This window comes from Bacteroidales bacterium (assembly GCA_016707785.1).
Taxonomy (GTDB): Bacteria; Bacteroidota; Bacteroidia; order Bacteroidales; family UBA4417; genus UBA4417.
In genome coordinates this window covers 118,518-135,915 of sequence record JADJGZ010000010.1, presented here as the reverse complement: position 1 = coordinate 135,915, position 17,398 = coordinate 118,518, and the positions used below count along the sequence as shown (strand labels likewise).

General features: G+C 41.2%; 19 protein-coding genes, 1 tRNA gene and 1 pseudogene. 12 read left to right on the top strand and 9 right to left on the bottom strand.

Annotated elements, in window-relative coordinates; all coding sequences use genetic code 11:
- The coding region (locus tag IPH84_07405; GenBank protein ID MBK7173047.1) for an aminodeoxychorismate/anthranilate synthase component II at nt 1-362 on the bottom strand (362 nt) is incomplete at its 3' end.
- Nucleotides 363-386: 24 nt separating this feature from the next.
- On the opposite strand from IPH84_07405, the gene IPH84_07400 reads away from it, so the two are divergent.
- The 6 genes and pseudogenes from IPH84_07400 (at nt 387) to wecB (ending at nt 4,578) form a co-directional block, all read left to right on the top strand.
- Entirely contained in the window at nt 387-1,376 is a 990-nt protein-coding gene (locus IPH84_07400; GenBank protein ID MBK7173046.1) for an aminodeoxychorismate synthase component I, read from the top strand.
- Complete coding sequence (locus IPH84_07395) at nt 1,360-1,959, top strand: aminotransferase class IV (protein ID MBK7173045.1); 600 nt, start codon at nt 1,360-1,362, stop codon at nt 1,957-1,959. Before IPH84_07400 ends, IPH84_07395 begins: the two co-directional genes overlap by 17 nt.
- Before the next feature lie 115 nt (nt 1,960-2,074).
- Nucleotides 2,075-2,149, top strand: a tRNA-Glu gene (locus IPH84_07390).
- A gap of 21 nt (nt 2,150-2,170) precedes the next feature.
- A complete protein-coding gene (locus IPH84_07385; protein MBK7173044.1) occupies nt 2,171-2,422 on the top strand; it encodes a 30S ribosomal protein S20 in 252 nt (83 codons plus the stop codon).
- 259 nt (nt 2,423-2,681) lie between these two features.
- Nucleotides 2,682-3,377, top strand: coding sequence for a DNA repair protein RadC (gene radC, locus IPH84_07380; GenBank protein ID MBK7173043.1), 696 nt, complete (start codon nt 2,682-2,684; stop codon nt 3,375-3,377).
- A 57-nt stretch (nt 3,378-3,434) separates the two neighbouring features.
- Nucleotides 3,435-4,578, top strand: a pseudogene (wecB, locus tag IPH84_07375) (UDP-N-acetylglucosamine 2-epimerase (non-hydrolyzing)).
- A gap of 11 nt (nt 4,579-4,589) precedes the next feature.
- On the opposite strand, the gene IPH84_07370 reads toward wecB, so the two are convergent.
- Nucleotides 4,590-6,272 carry a hypothetical protein gene (locus tag IPH84_07370; protein MBK7173042.1) on the bottom strand — a complete coding sequence of 561 codons (1,683 nt, stop codon included), beginning with the start codon at nt 6,270-6,272 and terminating at the stop codon, nt 4,590-4,592.
- A gap of 214 nt (nt 6,273-6,486) precedes the next feature.
- On the opposite strand from IPH84_07370, the gene IPH84_07365 reads away from it, so the two are divergent.
- The 6 genes from IPH84_07365 to IPH84_07340 all read left to right on the top strand — a co-directional run bounded on the left by IPH84_07365 (nt 6,487) and on the right by IPH84_07340 (nt 10,272).
- On the top strand, nt 6,487-6,843 hold the full coding sequence (locus IPH84_07365; GenBank protein ID MBK7173041.1) for a 30S ribosomal protein S6: 357 nt from the start codon (nt 6,487-6,489) through the stop codon (nt 6,841-6,843).
- 25 nt (nt 6,844-6,868) lie between these two features.
- The gene (locus tag IPH84_07360) at nt 6,869-7,141 is read left to right on the top strand and encodes a 30S ribosomal protein S18 (GenBank protein ID MBK7173040.1); all 273 of its coding nucleotides are present in this window, start codon (nt 6,869-6,871) and stop codon (nt 7,139-7,141) included.
- Between the two features lie 10 nt (nt 7,142-7,151).
- Complete coding sequence (locus tag IPH84_07355; GenBank protein MBK7173039.1) at nt 7,152-7,601, top strand: 50S ribosomal protein L9; 450 nt, start codon at nt 7,152-7,154, stop codon at nt 7,599-7,601.
- A gap of 88 nt (nt 7,602-7,689) precedes the next feature.
- Complete coding sequence (locus IPH84_07350) at nt 7,690-8,475, top strand: RNA methyltransferase (protein MBK7173038.1); 786 nt, start codon at nt 7,690-7,692, stop codon at nt 8,473-8,475.
- Between the two features lie 79 nt (nt 8,476-8,554).
- Nucleotides 8,555-10,042: a hypothetical protein gene (locus IPH84_07345; GenBank protein ID MBK7173037.1), complete on the top strand. Its 1,488-nt coding sequence runs from the start codon at nt 8,555-8,557 to the stop codon at nt 10,040-10,042.
- 44 nt (nt 10,043-10,086) lie between these two features.
- A complete protein-coding gene (locus IPH84_07340; protein ID MBK7173036.1) occupies nt 10,087-10,272 on the top strand; it encodes a membrane or secreted protein in 186 nt (61 codons plus the stop codon).
- Between the two features lie 57 nt (nt 10,273-10,329).
- On the opposite strand, the gene IPH84_07335 is transcribed toward IPH84_07340, so the two are convergent.
- From IPH84_07335 to IPH84_07305, 7 genes are read right to left on the bottom strand one after another with little or no spacing between them, the layout of a single operon-like run.
- Nucleotides 10,330-11,376, bottom strand: a complete 1,047-nt coding sequence (locus IPH84_07335; protein MBK7173035.1) for an FAD:protein FMN transferase — start codon at nt 11,374-11,376, stop codon at nt 10,330-10,332.
- A 29-nt stretch (nt 11,377-11,405) separates the two neighbouring features.
- Nucleotides 11,406-12,653 carry an NADH:ubiquinone reductase (Na(+)-transporting) subunit F gene (locus IPH84_07330; GenBank protein ID MBK7173034.1) on the bottom strand — a complete coding sequence of 416 codons (1,248 nt, stop codon included), beginning with the start codon at nt 12,651-12,653 and terminating at the stop codon, nt 11,406-11,408.
- Between the two features lie 40 nt (nt 12,654-12,693).
- On the bottom strand, nt 12,694-13,311 hold the full coding sequence (nqrE, locus tag IPH84_07325; protein MBK7173033.1) for an NADH:ubiquinone reductase (Na(+)-transporting) subunit E: 618 nt from the start codon (nt 13,309-13,311) through the stop codon (nt 12,694-12,696).
- 39 nt (nt 13,312-13,350) lie between these two features.
- On the bottom strand, nt 13,351-14,013 hold the full coding sequence (locus IPH84_07320; protein ID MBK7173032.1) for an NADH:ubiquinone reductase (Na(+)-transporting) subunit D: 663 nt from the start codon (nt 14,011-14,013) through the stop codon (nt 13,351-13,353).
- Nucleotides 14,010-14,729, bottom strand: coding sequence for an NADH:ubiquinone reductase (Na(+)-transporting) subunit C (nqrC, locus tag IPH84_07315; protein ID MBK7173031.1), 720 nt, complete (start codon nt 14,727-14,729; stop codon nt 14,010-14,012). The genes IPH84_07320 and nqrC overlap by 4 nt, the downstream gene beginning before the upstream one ends.
- Before the next feature lie 13 nt (nt 14,730-14,742).
- Nucleotides 14,743-15,909: an NADH:ubiquinone reductase (Na(+)-transporting) subunit B gene (locus IPH84_07310; GenBank protein ID MBK7173030.1), complete on the bottom strand. Its 1,167-nt coding sequence runs from the start codon at nt 15,907-15,909 to the stop codon at nt 14,743-14,745.
- A gap of 53 nt (nt 15,910-15,962) precedes the next feature.
- Nucleotides 15,963-17,303, bottom strand: coding sequence for a Na(+)-translocating NADH-quinone reductase subunit A (locus IPH84_07305; GenBank protein MBK7173029.1), 1,341 nt, complete (start codon nt 17,301-17,303; stop codon nt 15,963-15,965).
- Between the last annotated feature and the right edge of the window lie 95 nt (nt 17,304-17,398).

Below are 17,398 nucleotides of genomic sequence, written 5' to 3'. Positions count from 1 at the left end.
CCTTTGAACAGACTATCCACAGGTTCAATGAGTGAGACTTCACTGCGGATTCCATGAACTACTTTTTGCATGTTCAACAATTTCCCACCAAAGTATTCAATGATTGCCTGGTGGCCTAAACAAATTCCCAGGATTGATTTGGAACTGGAAAACTCCCTGAGGACATCTCCCATAAAAGGGATTTCCGACGGAATCCCGGGCCCGGGAGAGAAGATAATTTTATCAAAAGCATCTACCTGCTCAATTTTGATTTCATCATATTTCAGAACCGTGAGTACGCAGGCTCCTGCTTCTTCAAGCATTTGAGCCAGGTTATGAGTAAAGGAATCATGATTATCAATGAGCAGTACGCTGGGATTCATCCGGGAAAAATGTAAGTTTGCACTATGTTCAGGAATTCATTCAAAAGCAAAAGTACTGCCATCCGGTTAATGAATGAATATGGTTCTTCAAAGATACCATTCCTGTTCATAATTGACTTCTGTGGTGAAAATGGCTGGGTGATCCCCTTAGCTGAGGTGGATCCAGCTTTTATTCTTTACCATCTTCCAGGAAAAACGAATGCAATTCAAACTGAAAACAGAATAAGTGAATTTCTTTTCCGGAAATACCCGGAAGATTATCCTTCCTATCTGAATAAGTTTCATAAAGTAAAAAATCACATTGATTACGGGAACACTTACTTGCTGAATCTTACCAGTCCAACCCCTGTAGAATGTAGTCTGGGCCTCGAGGAAATCTTTCATCAGAGCAAGGCTAAGTATAAATTACTTGTTAAAGATCGGTTTGTTGTATTTTCCCCGGAGTCCTTTGTTACTATCAGGAATGATATTATTTCTTCATTCCCGATGAAAGGTACCCTTGATGCAACTATTCCCGACGCAGAGAAATTATTGCTGGAAGACCCCAAGGAATTGGCGGAGCATTATACGATTACCGACCTGATAAGAAACGACCTGAGCAGTGTAGCCAAAGAGGTAAGAGTTGAACAGTTCAGGTACCTGGAAAGACTGGAAACCAATTTCGGTGCATTGTTGCAGGTAAGTTCCAGAATAACCGGTCAATTAGAGAAGGGATATGCCTCACGATTAGGAGATATCTTGTTTCGACTGCTACCTGCAGGGTCGGTATCCGGTGCCCCAAAAGAAAAAACTGTGGAGATTATTCTTCAGACAGAGGGTTATGATCGTGGATTTTATACGGGTATATTTGGAGTTTTTGATGGTGAATCCCTGGATAGTGCGGTATTGATCCGCTTTATCGAATCAACTGATAAAGGACTGATCTTTAAGAGTGGTGGAGGGATCACATCCTTCAGTGACCCCTTGAAGGAATATCATGAAATGATAGAAAAGGTTTATGTTCCTATTATTTGAGACCATAAGGATTGAAGAGGGAGTGGTACAAAATATTGAATACCACAACCAGCGGTTTCTAAAAGCCAGGAAACATTTTTTCCGAATGGATAATATTCAGGATTTAAGCCCATTGATCCATTGTCCGGATCAGTTTAAAACAGGTAGGATCAAATGCCGTATTGATTATGCAGATAAAATTTATGGTATACAATTTGAGCCTTATAAACCACGCATTATCAGAAGTTTAAAACTTGTCGAATCTGCCGGCACCCATTACGCCTATAAATATAGTGACCGTGCCGTTTTCGATCGTTTGAAACAAGGAATTCCTGAGGATGATATTTTAATCACAAGAAAAGGGTTTCTCACAGATATCTCGTTTGCTAATATAGCCCTGAAAGAAGGAGATCAGTGGTTTACGCCTTCGAATCCCTTACTTGAAGGAACAAGGAGAGAAGCCCTTCTTATATCAGGGAAACTAAAGAAGAGAGAGATTTACTATACTGATCTGGAGAAATTTACTGAAATCAGGATCATAAATGCTATGTTGGATTTGAAGGATCACCCTGCCCTGTACCCTGAGAATGTTGCAATGTATTGACAAATGCATGATCTATAAAGAGTTGAAATTACAGCAAAAAAATTATGCCCTTTTTTATCTCCCCTCTTGTTGATTAAAAAAATAGTATTACCTTTGCAGCCTCAAAAATTAAAACGGCCGGTTCGTCTAACGGTTAGGACGTCAGGTTTTCATCCTGGTAATAGGGGTTCGATTCCCCTACCGGCTACCAACTTCAACGCAATTCATAACAATGGCAAATCACAAATCATCCCTCAAAAGGATCAGAGCTAACGAAAAGAAAAGGCTTCATAATCGCTATTATGCCAAAACCATGCGCAATGCGGTCAAACAATTTCGTGAGCTAACCGACAAGAGTGTTGCAGCTGAAAAGCTCCCCTCAATTGTGTCGCTTATTGATAAATTGGCCAAGAAGTCAATCATCCATAAGAACAAAGCTTCCAACCTGAAATCAAAGCTTACCAGGAAGGTAAACGCTCTCTAAAATAATTTTCAACACTTGAAAAGCTCTTCATTTTGGAGAGCTTTTTTTATTACTTTTAACCGGCAAAAAAGTCTTAGAGATTGTCAAAAAGTGCTATTCTCCAAAGACTCCAGATGGCATTATCTCAGGCGGACAGAATCCGGAATAATTTACCAAATAATAGTTCCATTTTTTCTATTCTGACTCCTGAATACTGAATTCTGAATTCTCTTTCATTCTATTTTCTTTTTCAAATATTCAAACTTTATTCATTTTCAGTATGTCAGAAATTAATAAAAGCAGCATCAAATGCTGGGCTGAGGACGATCGTCCCAGGGAGAAACTACAAATCAAAGGAACTTCGGCACTCAGTGATGCAGAACTCATTGCGATCCTCATTGGTTCGGGCACTGCTTCCGAATCTGCCGTGCAGTTATCACAAAGGATATTACAGCATATCCAGGGAAATCTCATCGAACTGTCAAAGCTCAGCCTGGCCGATTTAATGAAATTCAAAGGGATCGGACAGGTTAAAGCACTGAGTATTGTGGCCGCTCTTGAATTGGGGAAACGGCGACGAAGTTCTGAAATCCAGGAGAAATTCCAGATAACCCGAAGTAATCATGCTTTTGAGATTCTCCAGGAGCATTTGGCTTACAGTAACTTTGAACATTTCGCTGCAATACTGCTGAACAGGGCAAATCGTGTCATCCGGACTGTATCAATAAGCACAGGAGGAATTACAGGGACTGTTGTTGATCCGAAAAAGGTCTTTAAATTTGCCCTGGAGTTTAATGCGACTTCAATGATACTTGGTCATAATCATCCGTCAGGACAGATACAACCCAGTGAAGCCGATATTGCCCTTACACGAAAGTTAAAGAATGCCGGGGATCTGATGGATATACCGATACTTGATCATATTATTGTGGGGGATGAACGATATTACAGCTTTGCGGATGACGGAAGATTATGAACATACCGGAGAATACATCGTTTTACATTCACGCTCTAACCTTTTAAGCAATTCTGAATGAAAATTCTTACCATTGTAGGGGCCAGACCTCAGATTATCAAAGCAGCAGCCCTGAGCCGGGCCATCAGGAACCATTTCCCGGATCAGATCCATGAAACCATCCTTCATACAGGACAACACTATGATGCCAATATGTCGCAGGTGTTTTTCGAGGAGATGCAAATACCTCATCCGGATATCAATCTGAATATCGGATCAGCCGGTCATGGGAAGCAAACAGCCAGAATGCTTGAAGGGATTGAAACAGAAATTCTGAACCTTAAACCTGATTACCTCGTTCTATTCGGCGACACCAATAGTACCCTCGCAGGTGCAATGGCAGCCGCAAAACTCAGGGTACCCATTGTGCATATTGAAGCGGGATTGCGTTCATTTAATAAATCAATGCCGGAAGAAATCAACCGCATCATGTGCGACCACTCTTCTACCCTGCTGTTTGTTCCAACTCCTGCCGGGATCAGAAATCTTAGCAGGGAGGGATTCCGGATAGAGTCAAAACCTCCATACAGCATTGATAATCCCGGGATTTTCCACTGCGGGGATATTATGTTCGATAACCTTGTCTATTATTCCAGTTTGGCTGAAGAACGCTCAACAATCTTACAGTCAATGGGATTGGAAGATGGACGGTTTGTACTATGCACGGTCCATCGCGACAATAACACTGATATCCCTGAACGTCTTGAAGCCATCTTTAAGGCTATGCTCATCATTGCAGAGCGTTCAGGTATGAAAATAGTCATCCCCTCTTCACCCGCGAACCTCCAAATTATTGCAGGAAAAACTAAGCAGCCAGGTTTTCAGTCAAATTCATCAACATCCTGCTATCCATATCATCCCGCCTGTATCCTATATGGAAATGATCCTGCTCGAAAAGCATTGTGGCATGATATTAACTGATTCGGGAGGCGTGCAGAAAGAAGCGTATTTCTTCAGAAAGCCATTGATCATCGCACGGCCGGAAACGGAGTGGGTTGAGATTGTTGAAAATGGAGCCGGAATGATTGCTGATGCAGAAACTGAAAAGATAGTTGCTGCTTATGAGTATTTCAAAGGTGCTAAACTCGATTTTCCACCAGTCTTTGGGGATGGAACTGCTGGCAAATTTATCTGTAACACCCTTCTGAACCAATTCAAGTAAGATTTCAGAAATCAAAACTCAGATTTCGGAAGAATGCCAGATCCAGTGTTGCCTGATGGTCTCCTAAAAGAACTTCCGGCAACTGAATTAAAGATTCCCGAAAACTCGTACAACGCCTGGCTGATATGACTACAGGAGTAAAGCGGGTCGTTGGGATTGGAGCAAGGTTTATCGCGATTAACGGACCAAATGGAAAGCCTCCCGATTCTCCTGTTTGAAGCCCAGGCCGCCAGATCATCAGCATCATCCAGGTAGAAAACTTCACCCTGTACATCATTAGCTCCAATCATTGGTGTAACCCCGATTTTTCTCCACAATACCGAATCAGGCAAATTCATGCCATTGTTCTGATAGAGGGTCTTTATCTGGCCGAATACCGCTTCTCCGGCTGAGATGGCAGCGTTGCCCATGTCAATGCCGCTGCCGCCGTAATCCATTGCCATGATGTTGATTATTGACAAATTAACATTCTGGGTCAATGCACTCTGCACTACATTCAGTCCATCCGCAGTTAGTCCTGTTGGCATTACCGGTAAAGTCAGGCTGATTCTCAGTGCAGGATACTCATTTTGCAGCAACTTCATTGCTTTTGAACGTCTCAGGATTGAGTTGGGGTCTGCAATAAATAATCCTTCTATATCAAAATCAATGCTACTGAGGGAATAGGCATCAATAACTGATTTATAAGCATCCCTCGCCTCATATTCATTTGCTGCAGCATAAGAAAGTTCGACCCCGTTAGCTCCTCCGAAAGAAATGATAACATCCCCTCCCTGGCTCCGGAGTGCTGCTATTTTATCCTGGTAATAATCCATCAGCAAAGTTGAATAGCCACCCCAGCAAGGGTTTGCACCTGTTGCTCCCTGGTTATCCACAAGAAAAGCACAGGTATAAAACAAGTTTCCTGTTTCTGTAACATTCTCGATCTGGAAATTAGGCCAGAGCGTGCAATCTGCATAAGGTGCAAACAACAGAGAATTGGATACCGGAGGAGGATCGTTCTGAAAATTGATGGTAACATCATCCTGAGAACTGCCACATGTGGAGGAAATGGTCCATCGTAACACATAGCTACCAGGTTGGGTACCTGTAAATGTGCTCAATGGATCAGACAGATTTCCCAAAGCACCGCCGGTTCCTTGAATGATTTGCCAGGAACCGGTACCGGATTGGGCAGTATTAGCTGATAACACAGTTGAATTTCCAATGATAACCTGGTCGGAACCGGCAAGGGCCTGGGTTGGCTGTGGAGTGCAGTTACCACAGAGCTCCATCCAGTTCAGACCGGAAAAATAGTTCAGGCAATTGCTTGAAGTGTTCAGTACCAGCATTCCGGCTATTCCGGTAATACTATCAATTTGTGTTTGGTCTAAAGCCGGGATCATATCCAACAGCCCGCTTTTACCATTTAGTGGTTTCCATGTTGTTCCATTGAAAAAGTAAAAGCCCGGAGAATAATTATCCGGATATGTACCTGTCAGGGAGGTATTAAAAACAATCAATCCCAGGGCAGGGTTTGGGATTGCTAACATTTGCAGAGCAGTCATCCGGGGAAGAAGCATCCCTTTTACCTCTGAGCTTACATCCAGCATGGCTGAGCTATCGGGACCGGAGCCAGAGGTGTTAATCCCAACCTGACATAAAGCACTCTGAGTCCAGGCAATCAGAACCAGTATCAGTAAAATTTTGAGCATATAGAGTCAATATTGGATTTTTGTTGGAAATTATGTTAGGTATTCAAATATAGCAAGAAACAATACCCGAGAAACAATCATTGGATATCAATCATTGCTCTGATAATATTCAGCAGAAATTCAAACCGGAGTTGTTTGTTTAAGGATAATTACTATCTTTGCACTCCATTTTTAAACCACAAAGTTGTTTAATTAATTCAAAGTAAAACAAATGATTAGACAGTACGAAGCCGTTTTCATTATGACTCCCGTTTTATCTGAAGAACAGATGAAGGAAACGGTAAGCAAATTTAACAAGTTCCTTATTGACAAAGGGGCTGAAGTGCTATACGAGGACAACTGGGGCCTCCGTAAATTAGCCTATCCGATCCAGAAGAAAACCACCGGGTTTTATTGTCTTTTAGCTTTCAAAGCTGAAGGTACAGTTATTGCTGACCTGGAAGTTGCCTTCAAACGTGATGAGCGCATTTTACGATTCCTCACCTTCGTGTTGGATAAACATGCCGTCGCTTACAGCGAAAAAAGGCGTGCCAACAAGGCTGCAGCTGCAGAAGTAAAGGCAGAAGCCTAATTCAGAACCCTTTAACATTTAAACCATGGCCAATCAAGGAAATTCAGAAATAAAATATTTGACTCCCATCACGGTTGACGTCAAGAAAAAGAAATATTGCAGGTTCAAAAAGAGCGGTATCAAGTACATCGACTACAAGGATGCCGACTTCCTTTTGAAGTTCATTAACGAGCAAGGTAAGATTTTACCACGCCGCATCACTGGTACCAGTACCAAGTATCAGCGCAAGGTTGCCCAGGCTATCAAACGTGCCCGTCACCTCGCTTTATTACCATATGTTGCAGATTTATTAAAATAGGGAGGTCGAGATGGAAATCATTCTAAAAAAAGACGTAACAAACCTGGGTTATGCCCATGATTTAGTAACCGTGAAAGATGGTTACGGACGCAACTACCTGATTCCTCAAGGATATGCCATTCTTGCCACCGAATCAAATAAAAAGATGAATGCCGAAACCCTCAGGCAGAAATCTTATAAAGAACAGAAATCAAGGACAGAAGCTGAAAAGCTGTTGAAATCCCTTGAAAATCTTTCAGTGAAAATCGGCGCAAAAGCCGGTGCAACCGGTAAGATTTATGGTTCTGTAAATGCGATTCAGATCGCAGAAGCCATCAAGGAACAATTCAACTTTGATATTGACAGGAAAAAGATCCACCTCGATGGTGAATCGATCAAAGAACTCGGTTCTTACAAAGCCACTATCAAACTGCATAAAGAAGTTCAGGCAACCATCAGTTTTGAAGTTGTTGCTGAATAATTCTTTACCTGACAAATTTTATAGTACCTTAAATCCCGGATTTCCCGGGATTTTTTTTTGAGCATCAGTCATTCAACACCCTGTAACCATGCTTTCCAAAAATACTATTAAGTTCATCAATTCCCTCAAGGTTAAAAAATACAGGCAGTTGCACCAGGCTTTCATTGTTGAAGGAGAAAAAAGTGTTAATGAACTTATCCATGGACAACTAACCACTAAATCCATTTATTGCACTCAATCGTGGTATGAACTAAACAGTAACGCAATCGCTGGAAAGAACCTTGAACTTATCATAGTATCCGATGAAGAACTATCGAAAATCAGCGACCTGACAACACCTAATAAAGTCCTGGCACTGGTTCAGATCCCTTCCACACTCCAACTGGAAAGTTTCAATGCTGCTGAAATGATTTTGGCACTCGATGGAATCAGGGACCCCGGTAATATGGGAACCATTCTTCGCACTGCAGACTGGTTTGGAATCAGGCAGATCATCTGCTCACCTGATTGCGTAGACCTTTACAATCCGAAAGTTGTTCAGGCTACCATGGGTTCGTTCGCCAGGGTTCAAATTGTTTATGCCGACCTGGAACAATCTATCAGGAGATTTCCTTCTATAAAAGTATATGGGGCTCTCCTTCACGGTCCCTCAATTACAGAAAAAAAATTCACGGAATCAGGCATATTAATCATAGGAAATGAATCAAAAGGCATCTCCCCTTCTCTATTTCCTTTAATAACTGATCCAATCTTTATCCCACATTTAACATCACCCCTCTCATCAGCCTATCATGCTGAATCTCTGAATGCTTCCATTGCAAATGCAATCATATGTTATGAAATCCGCAAACAGCTTTATGAAAATAAATTTTGACAAACAGCATATAAAAAGTAGAATTCGCCTAATTATTAGTTAAATTTGTAAATTACTGTTTAACAAAATATACAAAGCCGTGGCACCTTTATCCAACCTCATCAATTATCATATAGAGGAGTTGAAGAATATCAACAACCTCTCGGAAAGGACCAAGAATGTTTGTCTCGAAGGCTCCCTGGATACCCTCTATAAAATCCTCTATTACTTTCTTGAACGTGGCACTTTTCGCGATATCAGGAACTGTGGACTCAAAACAGATCTTGAACTTATCCAGTTATCACAAAAATACCTGGCCTTATCAGGACTCACACTTGATGACCTCAGGATGAATGAGCCGCTACTGGGCTTTGAGGATTTTAAGCTTTTTTGCTACGTTAACTTTAAAGTGCCTTCTGAAGTCACTGAACAATATAAGGAAGCGTTCATCTCAAAGAATTTCCCGTTTTTCAAATTCATGCAGATTATTGTGCAATATATTCTGAATGAACGTGAGTTATATATTTTCAGGAACAATTTCGGATTTCTTGCAAATTCACAGAAAAGGACACTTCAATCCATTGGAGATCATTATAGTATTACCAGGGAAAGAGTCAGGCAGATCGCTCAAAAAGTGCCTGAAAAGGTTGCTATGGCTGTAAATAAAATAGCACAGCGATTCTTCAACATTGACAAGCAGTTTAACTATGACCTGGATCTGAAAAAGGAATTCCTTGTCGTTAATGATGAATTGGTTAAAAGAATCAATGCCAGGGAAAAACTGGATTATACCGGCAAATTCTATGCTCTGATTCTTTCAGGAACATTGCAGAGATATTTCATCTCATTTCAGGATCTTGAAAATAATTACAAGAATTATTACCTGATCAGCAGGAAGTATAGGGATGTATTTAGTTTCAGGGCTTTCTTTACAGATGTGGAATCTAAAATTGAATCCAGGGTTGAGAATGATTATACCGTTGATGCAATGGAATATCTGAGCAAATTCCTGCTTCCTTCCCAGGTGATGAATGACAGACTCAAACAAATCTGTCGCCGGATGCTTACAGAAGAATTCAACCTTGGCTTTGATAAAGTAAACATCACTTTCCACCGTAATACACTTGTAAAACTTTCAGAACATATCCTCAGTATCCTTGAAGATTCAGGCAGACCCATGAAACTCACTGAGATATGCAAAGAACTCAAAACGAGAACCACCAGGATCCCACCAAATATTGAATCCCTCCGTTCCTCTATCCTCAGTATAGAAGAAGTAGTTGCCATCGGAAAAACAAGTACCTATGCATTAAAAGAGTGGCAACTGATTAAAACTGGAACTATTAAGCAGTTGGTAAAAGAGTTCCTGGAAAATCATGATGATCCTAAACATATCAATGAGATAACTGTTTATGTTAATCAGTTCAGGACAACTTCTGACAAAAACATACTGTCGAATCTTAAACTGGATAAAACCAGCACATTCATATTCTTTAAAAAGAGTTACATTGGGCTGAAAAGCAAACAGTATAAGACAATCCCCGGATTAGGAGAAAAGAACCATCGGGGGCGTAAACCAAAATACTGATAACATAATTATCGCATTTTCATGCGGATCGGAGAACAGAATCAATGCTAAAACTCATCATAGTTGCTGTCATTTTGGTAGGGCTTTCAATTGCGGGGATTGCCATAAGGCTATTCCTTGTTAAGGATGGTGATTTCAGGAAATCCTGCAGCAGTGTCGACCCTGCTACAGGACAGAAATTAGGTTGTTCCTGTGAGGGAAGTAATGAATCAAGTTGCGAAAACCAATAACAGAATTTCCCTGATCAAGTGAATACACTATGCTTTCAGCATAGTTGTACCCAATTCCTATTTCTTATCTGAATCTTTTACCAGGATGGATTCAAAGCCTTTTGTAAAGAAGGTCTCATTGACCCCTTTATTTACTGAATAAATAAAATAGGCCTCTAACTCATTTTGTGATTCAAGGAATTTTTTGGCTTTTTCCAGTCCCATGACCATGAAGGCTGTGGAATATGCATCAGCAGTCATGCAATCCTTTGCCAAAACAGATACACTTAACAGCGAATGCTTTACAGGATAACCTGTTGAAGGATCAATGGTATGGGAATAGCGGACACCATTCTCTTCATAGTATTTCCTGTAATTCCCCGAGGTGGAAAGTGCCTTGTTTTTCAAGAGGACTACGGCCTGAATCTTCCTTTCATCATCTTGATTATCTGCCGGTAACTCAATCCCAACATTCCAGTCGGTTCCATCCAGCCTGCTGCCATGTCCCACAATTTCACCTCCAATATCAACCAGGTAGGATTTTATTCCCTTTGATGCCAGGAAATCCGCCAGGACATCAACGGCATACCCTTGCGCAATCGCATTATAATCGATCCTGATGCGCGGATCCTCTTTATCCAGCTTCCCTTCTGCCAGCTTAACTTTGTGATAACCTACGAAGGCCAGAAGGCTGTCAACAGTATGCTGATCAATCTTCAGCCTCTCCGATAAGCCAAAACCCCAGGCACTGACCAATGGACCAACGGTAATGTCAAAAGCACCGCCTGTTTTTTCAGAAACCTCCATTGCTTTTTGGAAAACTGCAGTGAAGGTTTCATCAGCCATTGCATTGCTATCATTGCGATTCAACCTGGAAATAATTGAATTGGGTTTATAAACAGAGGCAGAGGAGTCGAATCGCCTGAGCAACGAATCGATAGAGGGTTGCAGATTCGCTGAATCCTCTGCAATAATGGTAACAGCATAGTAAGTCCCCTGAGTCTCGCCTGTAAACCTGAATAGCTGTAATTGCTTCTTTTCAGTGCAGGAATAAAACAAAACCAAAAGGGTAACCATAATGATTACCCCGGTAACTCTAAAAGATGTCAGAAATTTTGCGCTCATTGAATTCTAATTTTGCGCAAGTTAAGAATTTAACCTCCAAAATCGTCGAAAGCGATATTTTCCGGTGGTACACCAAGCTGATCCAGCATTCTAAAAACAGCCGAATTCATCATTGGAGGGCCACAGAGGTAGAATTCAATATCTTCAGGTTCAGAATGCTTGGCAAGGTAATTGTCCAATACTACCTGGTGAATAAATCCGGTATACCCTTTCCAATTGTCTTCCGGAAGAGGTTCACTTAAAGCGAGATTGAACTTAAAGTTGGGAAACTTTTCTTCAATAGCCTTAAATTCATCATCATAGAAGGTTTCTCTCAGTGATCGGGCTCCATACCAATAACTTACTTTACGGGATGATTTTTCGGTCTGGAAAAGATGGAAAATCATTGAACGCAAAGGAGCCATTCCTGCACCTCCACCAATAAACACCATTTCCTGGTTTGTCTTCTTGATATGGAATTCACCATAAGGGCCACTTACCACTACTTTGTCACCCGGTTTCCTGGAGAAAATATAGGAGGAACAAATCCCGGGGTTTACATTCATGAACTGATTCTTTGATCGGTCCCAGGGGGGTGTAGCTATGCGGATATTCAGTTTGACAATATTTCCTTCGGCAGGATGATTGGCCATAGAATAAGCCCTGAAGATAGGTTCCGGGTTCTTCATCTTCAGATCCCAAATTTTCAATTTATCCCAGTCTTCTCTGTATTCCTTTTCTACCTCAATATTATTAAAATCGACTTCACATTTGGGAACATCAATCTGAATATAGCCTCCACTCTGGAAATCAAGGGTTTCACCTTCCGGGAGTTTAACAACGAATTCCTTGATAAAGGTGGCCACATTTGAATTGGAAATAACTTCGCATTCCCATTTCTTGATTCCAAATACCTCTTTGGGTATTTCAATCGACATGTTTTCACGGATTTTCACCTGGCATCCGAGTCTCCAACTCTCCTGTTGCTGTTTACGGGTAAAAAAGCTGGTTTCAGTCGGAAGTATGGTACCACCGCCTTCGATTACCTGGCATTTGCACATACCACAAGTTCCGCCGCCGCCACAAGCAGATGGAAGGAATATTTTCTCATTTGCGAGTGTGGTAAGAATGTTGGAACCAGCACCTACCGTGATTTTATTGTCACCATTAATGGTAAGAGTGACGGGACCAGAAGGGGCAAGTTTGGCTTTTGCTACCAATAGCATCACTACCAGCAGGATAGTAACCAGAAGGAAAATCGCAGTTCCGATCAATAGTGGCCCGGAAAGAGGGCCCATGAACAGTAAGGATGTTGTTATCATATCTTCACCTCTATCTTTAGATCTTAATACCCATGAAACTCATAAACGCAATAGCCATCAAACCTGTCAGGATGAAGGCAATTCCCAACCCCCTCAGAGGTTTTGGAACATGTGAATAACGTATTTTTTCCCTTATGGCAGCCAGCGATACGATGGCCAGGAACCATCCAACCCCGGATCCAACGGCATAGGTTGTAACTTCGCCAATGGTAGAATACTCCCTCTCTTGAACAAATAATGCAACCCCAAGAATGGCGCAGTTCACAGCAATCAATGGAAGAAATATTCCGAGTGCATTATAGAGAGAAGGTGAGAATTTCTCGACAGCCATTTCAACCAATTGTACCATGGCTGCAATTACTGCAATAAAAATCATAAAGCTCAGGTAGCTAAGGTCAAGATCGGCCAGCTCCGGACTTAACCAGGCCAGGGCTCCTTCTTTTAGCATATAGGTATCTACCAACCAGTTAACAGGAGCAGTGATCAGTAGAACAAATATAACTGCCACTCCTAGTCCTATTGAGGTTTTCACTGTTTTGGAGACAGCCAGGTAGGAACACATTCCAAGAAAATATGCAAAAATCATATTATCAATGAAGATGCTTCTTACGAACAGGTTGAATAAATTTTCCATTGTTATTCTTTTATCCTTAGAGAGGTATTGAACCGATTCTTAATTCTTTTCCTGTAAATCCGGGTTCTTGGATCGCTGAACCCAGATAATGACCCCAATAGTCATGAGTGCCATCGGGGGAAGTATCATTAATCCATTATTAACATAACCGGCATCATAAAATGACTGGGGAATTACATCAAAACCATAGATTTTGCCAGACCCAAGAAATTCACGGAAGAATGCTACAATAACAAGGATAAGTCCATAACCCAGCCCATTACCGATTCCATCAATAAAGGAAGGCCATGGTTTGTTTGCCATAGCAAAAGCTTCCAGACGACCCATTAGGATACAGTTTGTGATGATCAAACCCACAAATACCGAGAGTTTTTTACTCACATCATATACATAGGCTTTCAATACCTGGTCAACAATAATAACCAAAGCTGCAACCACTACCAGCTGGACAATGATCCTGATACGGGAAGGAATGGTGTCGCGGAGTAATGCAATGATCAGGTTGGAAAACCCTGTAACAATCGTAACAGACAGTGCCATTACAATAGCAGGTTTCATCTGGACGGTAACAGCCAAAGCTGAACAGATTCCAAGAACCTGCACTGTTATCGGGTTCTCCATATTAAATGGATTCCTTAATAACTTCAGGTTTTTAGCCGAGAACCAGGGATCTTTTACTTTTATGGAATTATCAGTGCTCATGATTTCATCTGTTTTTTAAAGTAAGCAACATAGCCCGCCAGGTTATCGCGGAGCATTTTTTCAACACCCTTGCTGGTAATGGTTCCGCCCGAGATGGCATCCACACCATGTGGATCATCATCTTTAGCACCACCCTTTATAATGTTGATTGAGGTAAACTCTTTCTGCTCATCAAAAATAGATTTACCGAAAAAATATTTCTGAAACCATTCTGTATTGATTTCAGCGCCCAAACCCGGCGTTTCACTTTTATGATCATAAACACAACCAAGAATCGTGTTAAAGTCAGGTTTGAAAGACATATAGCCCCAAATAGAGCCCCATAATCCTTTGCCTCTCAAGGGGACAATAAAAGCAGAATCACCATTCTCAAAGGTGGCAACAAAAATCGGCAGTATCTGATCTTCAGGAGCTTTCTTTAGTTCATTAGCCATCTCAATAGGAAATACTTTTTCCGTATGTGATTCTATAATATCACCTTTCATGTTGACAGCAAATGCCCTCTTCACAAATTTATTATAGACATTGATTACTTCCTTTTTGGGAATTTCAGAAGTACTGATATTCACAGATGAAAGGATATTTTGCATCTTTTCAATCCGGATATTGTCGTCCTGCGCAGGTTTTAACTGAACCGCCACTATGGTCAATGATACGGCAACAACCACAACCATTACCACAGAGTAGACGAGTATGTATTTATTACTATGAACCATTTCAAATCAGGAATTAGGATTTCATTAATGAAGCAGCTCTTTTAAGCCTGCGCTTGATATTGGATTCAATCACAAAATGATCGATAAGTGGGGCAAATGTATTCATTAGCAATATCGCCAGCATTGTACCTTCAGGGTAGGCTGGATTGAATACCCTGACCATTATAGCAAAGAAACCGGCAAGGAAGCCATAAATCCATTTCCCCCGGTTGGTTTGGGCAGCGGTTACAGGATCAGTAGCCATGAAAACCATACCAAAGAGGAAACTACCCATCAATACCTGCGTAAGAGGGTCAATTGTCATGTAGGCATTGGCACTGAAAGCATTAAAGATCAAAGTCATAACTACTCCACCGAGCAAACCGGATACCATTATTCTCCAGCTACCTATACCGGTCAGAATCAGGATTGCAGCCCCTATTAAAATGGCAAGCTTTGATGTTTCACCAATTGAACCAGGGATAAATCCAAAAAAGAGGTCCTGTATTGAAGGAAGTTTATCGATCGCACCGGCAGCTGCTCTTGCAAGAGGTGTAGCACCTGAAAAACCATCAACAACCCCTTCACCTTTTGTAAGGCCACCGGTCCATATAGTATCTCCGGTAATCTGAGCAGGATAGGCAAAGAAAATAAAGGCACGTGCAAGCAATGCCGGATTGAATACATTCATCCCGGTTCCGCCAAAAGCTTCCTTCCCAAGAATTACTGCAAATATTGATGCTACAGCAACCATCCATAAAGGAATATCAACAGGCATTACAAGTGGAATGAGCATTCCTGAAACCAGGTAGCCTTCATTCACTTCATGTCCGCGGTATTGGGCAAAAATAAACTCAACAGCGAGTCCGGATGCGTATGATACAACAACAATCGGTAGAACCTTTATCAGTCCATAACCTACCATTTCCATGAAACCTGCATCTTGTCCTAGTGAAAGGAAATGCTGATAACCAGTGTTCCAGATACCGAAAAGAAGTGAAGGGATCAATGCCATGATTACCACTGTCATTGTCCTTTTCAGGTCAATGGAATCCCTGATATGGCTTCCGGATGAAGTCGTTTTATCAGGAACATAAAGGAAGGTTTCAATTGCATCAAAGGTAGAATGCAATTTTTCAAACTTCCCCCCTTCCTTAAACTGCGGCTTAATCTTATCCAGATAATTTCGTAATGCTTTCATTTATGATTTTGGTTGAATAGAGCGTTTGATAAGAATCTTTTAAAAGCCAGAGGCTAACTCATTTCCTTTCGCACAAGGTCCAATCCATTGCGGATAATCTTCTGGATATTGGTTTTGGAGGTGTCAATAAATTCAATCAATGCAAAGTCTTCTTCATCAACTTCATAGATACCAAGTTTCTCCATCAGTTCAATGTCTTCAATCATGCATGATTTAATCAATTGCATCGGAAGAACATCCATAGGAAGCACCTGCTCGTATTGACCTGTCATTACCAAAGCCCTTTCTCCGCCATGAAGATTTGTATCGAGCATGAATTTTTTCCTGGGACTGAGATAGGAGAAGAAAGCCTTTGAAAAGCTAAATTTGTTAAAACCAGGGGTGGCCCAACCAAAGAATTCATGATAATTTCCTTCAGGAATGACTGTAATTTGCTGATGATAGAATCCTATGTAACAGTCCTGTCGTACTTTGTCACCGGTAAGCACGTTCCCACTAATGAAACGGACATTCTGACTTTTCAGATTGTCTTTCATTAAATCCTTGATAGAAGCTCCTTTAAAGGTTTTGAAGTACTGTGGATTTTTGATTTCTGACCCTGTCAGGGCAATAACAACAGAACTATCATACCTGCCTTCATTGAAAAGACGACCGATGATAACTACATCCTGTGCATTCACAGTCCAGACAACTTCGCCTTTATTAATAGGATTCAGCTTATGAATATGAATGCCTACGTTTCCAGCAGGATGAGGGCCAGCGTAAAATGTTGTCTCTACTCCTTTTATACCGGCAAGTTCTGAACGGCCTTCAGGTAAACCCAGGTGGACTTTACCCGAAGTCAGTTTTGCCAGTACATCCAGACCTGTCTTGAAAGTATTCAGTTCTTCTTTTATAATCATCGAAAGATCCGGTGCTAAAGGAGAAGAATCAAACGCTGAAATAAATATAGCTTTCGGACTATCGTCAGGATTGGCGATAACAGAATACGGACGTTGACGAATCATTGGCCAAATGCCGGCTTGAATCAGGAATTCTATAATAGAGGCCCGATCCATGGAATTGGGGTCATGCTTGCCGAACTCTATTGAGTCATTGTTGTCATCAGACGAGATAATAATCTCCTCAAGAACCCTCTTGTCACCACGCTTAATTTGCTTAACGGTTCCACTGACCGGGGAAACAAATACGACTTTCTCCTTAAATTTATCATGAAATATAGGGGAACCAGCCTTAACAGCATCGCCTTCCTTGACCAGGAGCCTGGGGAAAACACCAATAAAATCAGTAGGTTTTATCGCGAATTCCTTTGCATGATATAAGGAAACTGACTTTTTAGCCTCTCCTAATAAATTGATATTGAGGCCCTTTTTAATCTTTATGGTATCAGCCATTTTTTCTTCGGAATAAGAGAAATATTGCTCTTCAAAAGCGCGCCAAATATAGATAGAAATAAATATATGTATACTATCAATATAAAATATTTTTT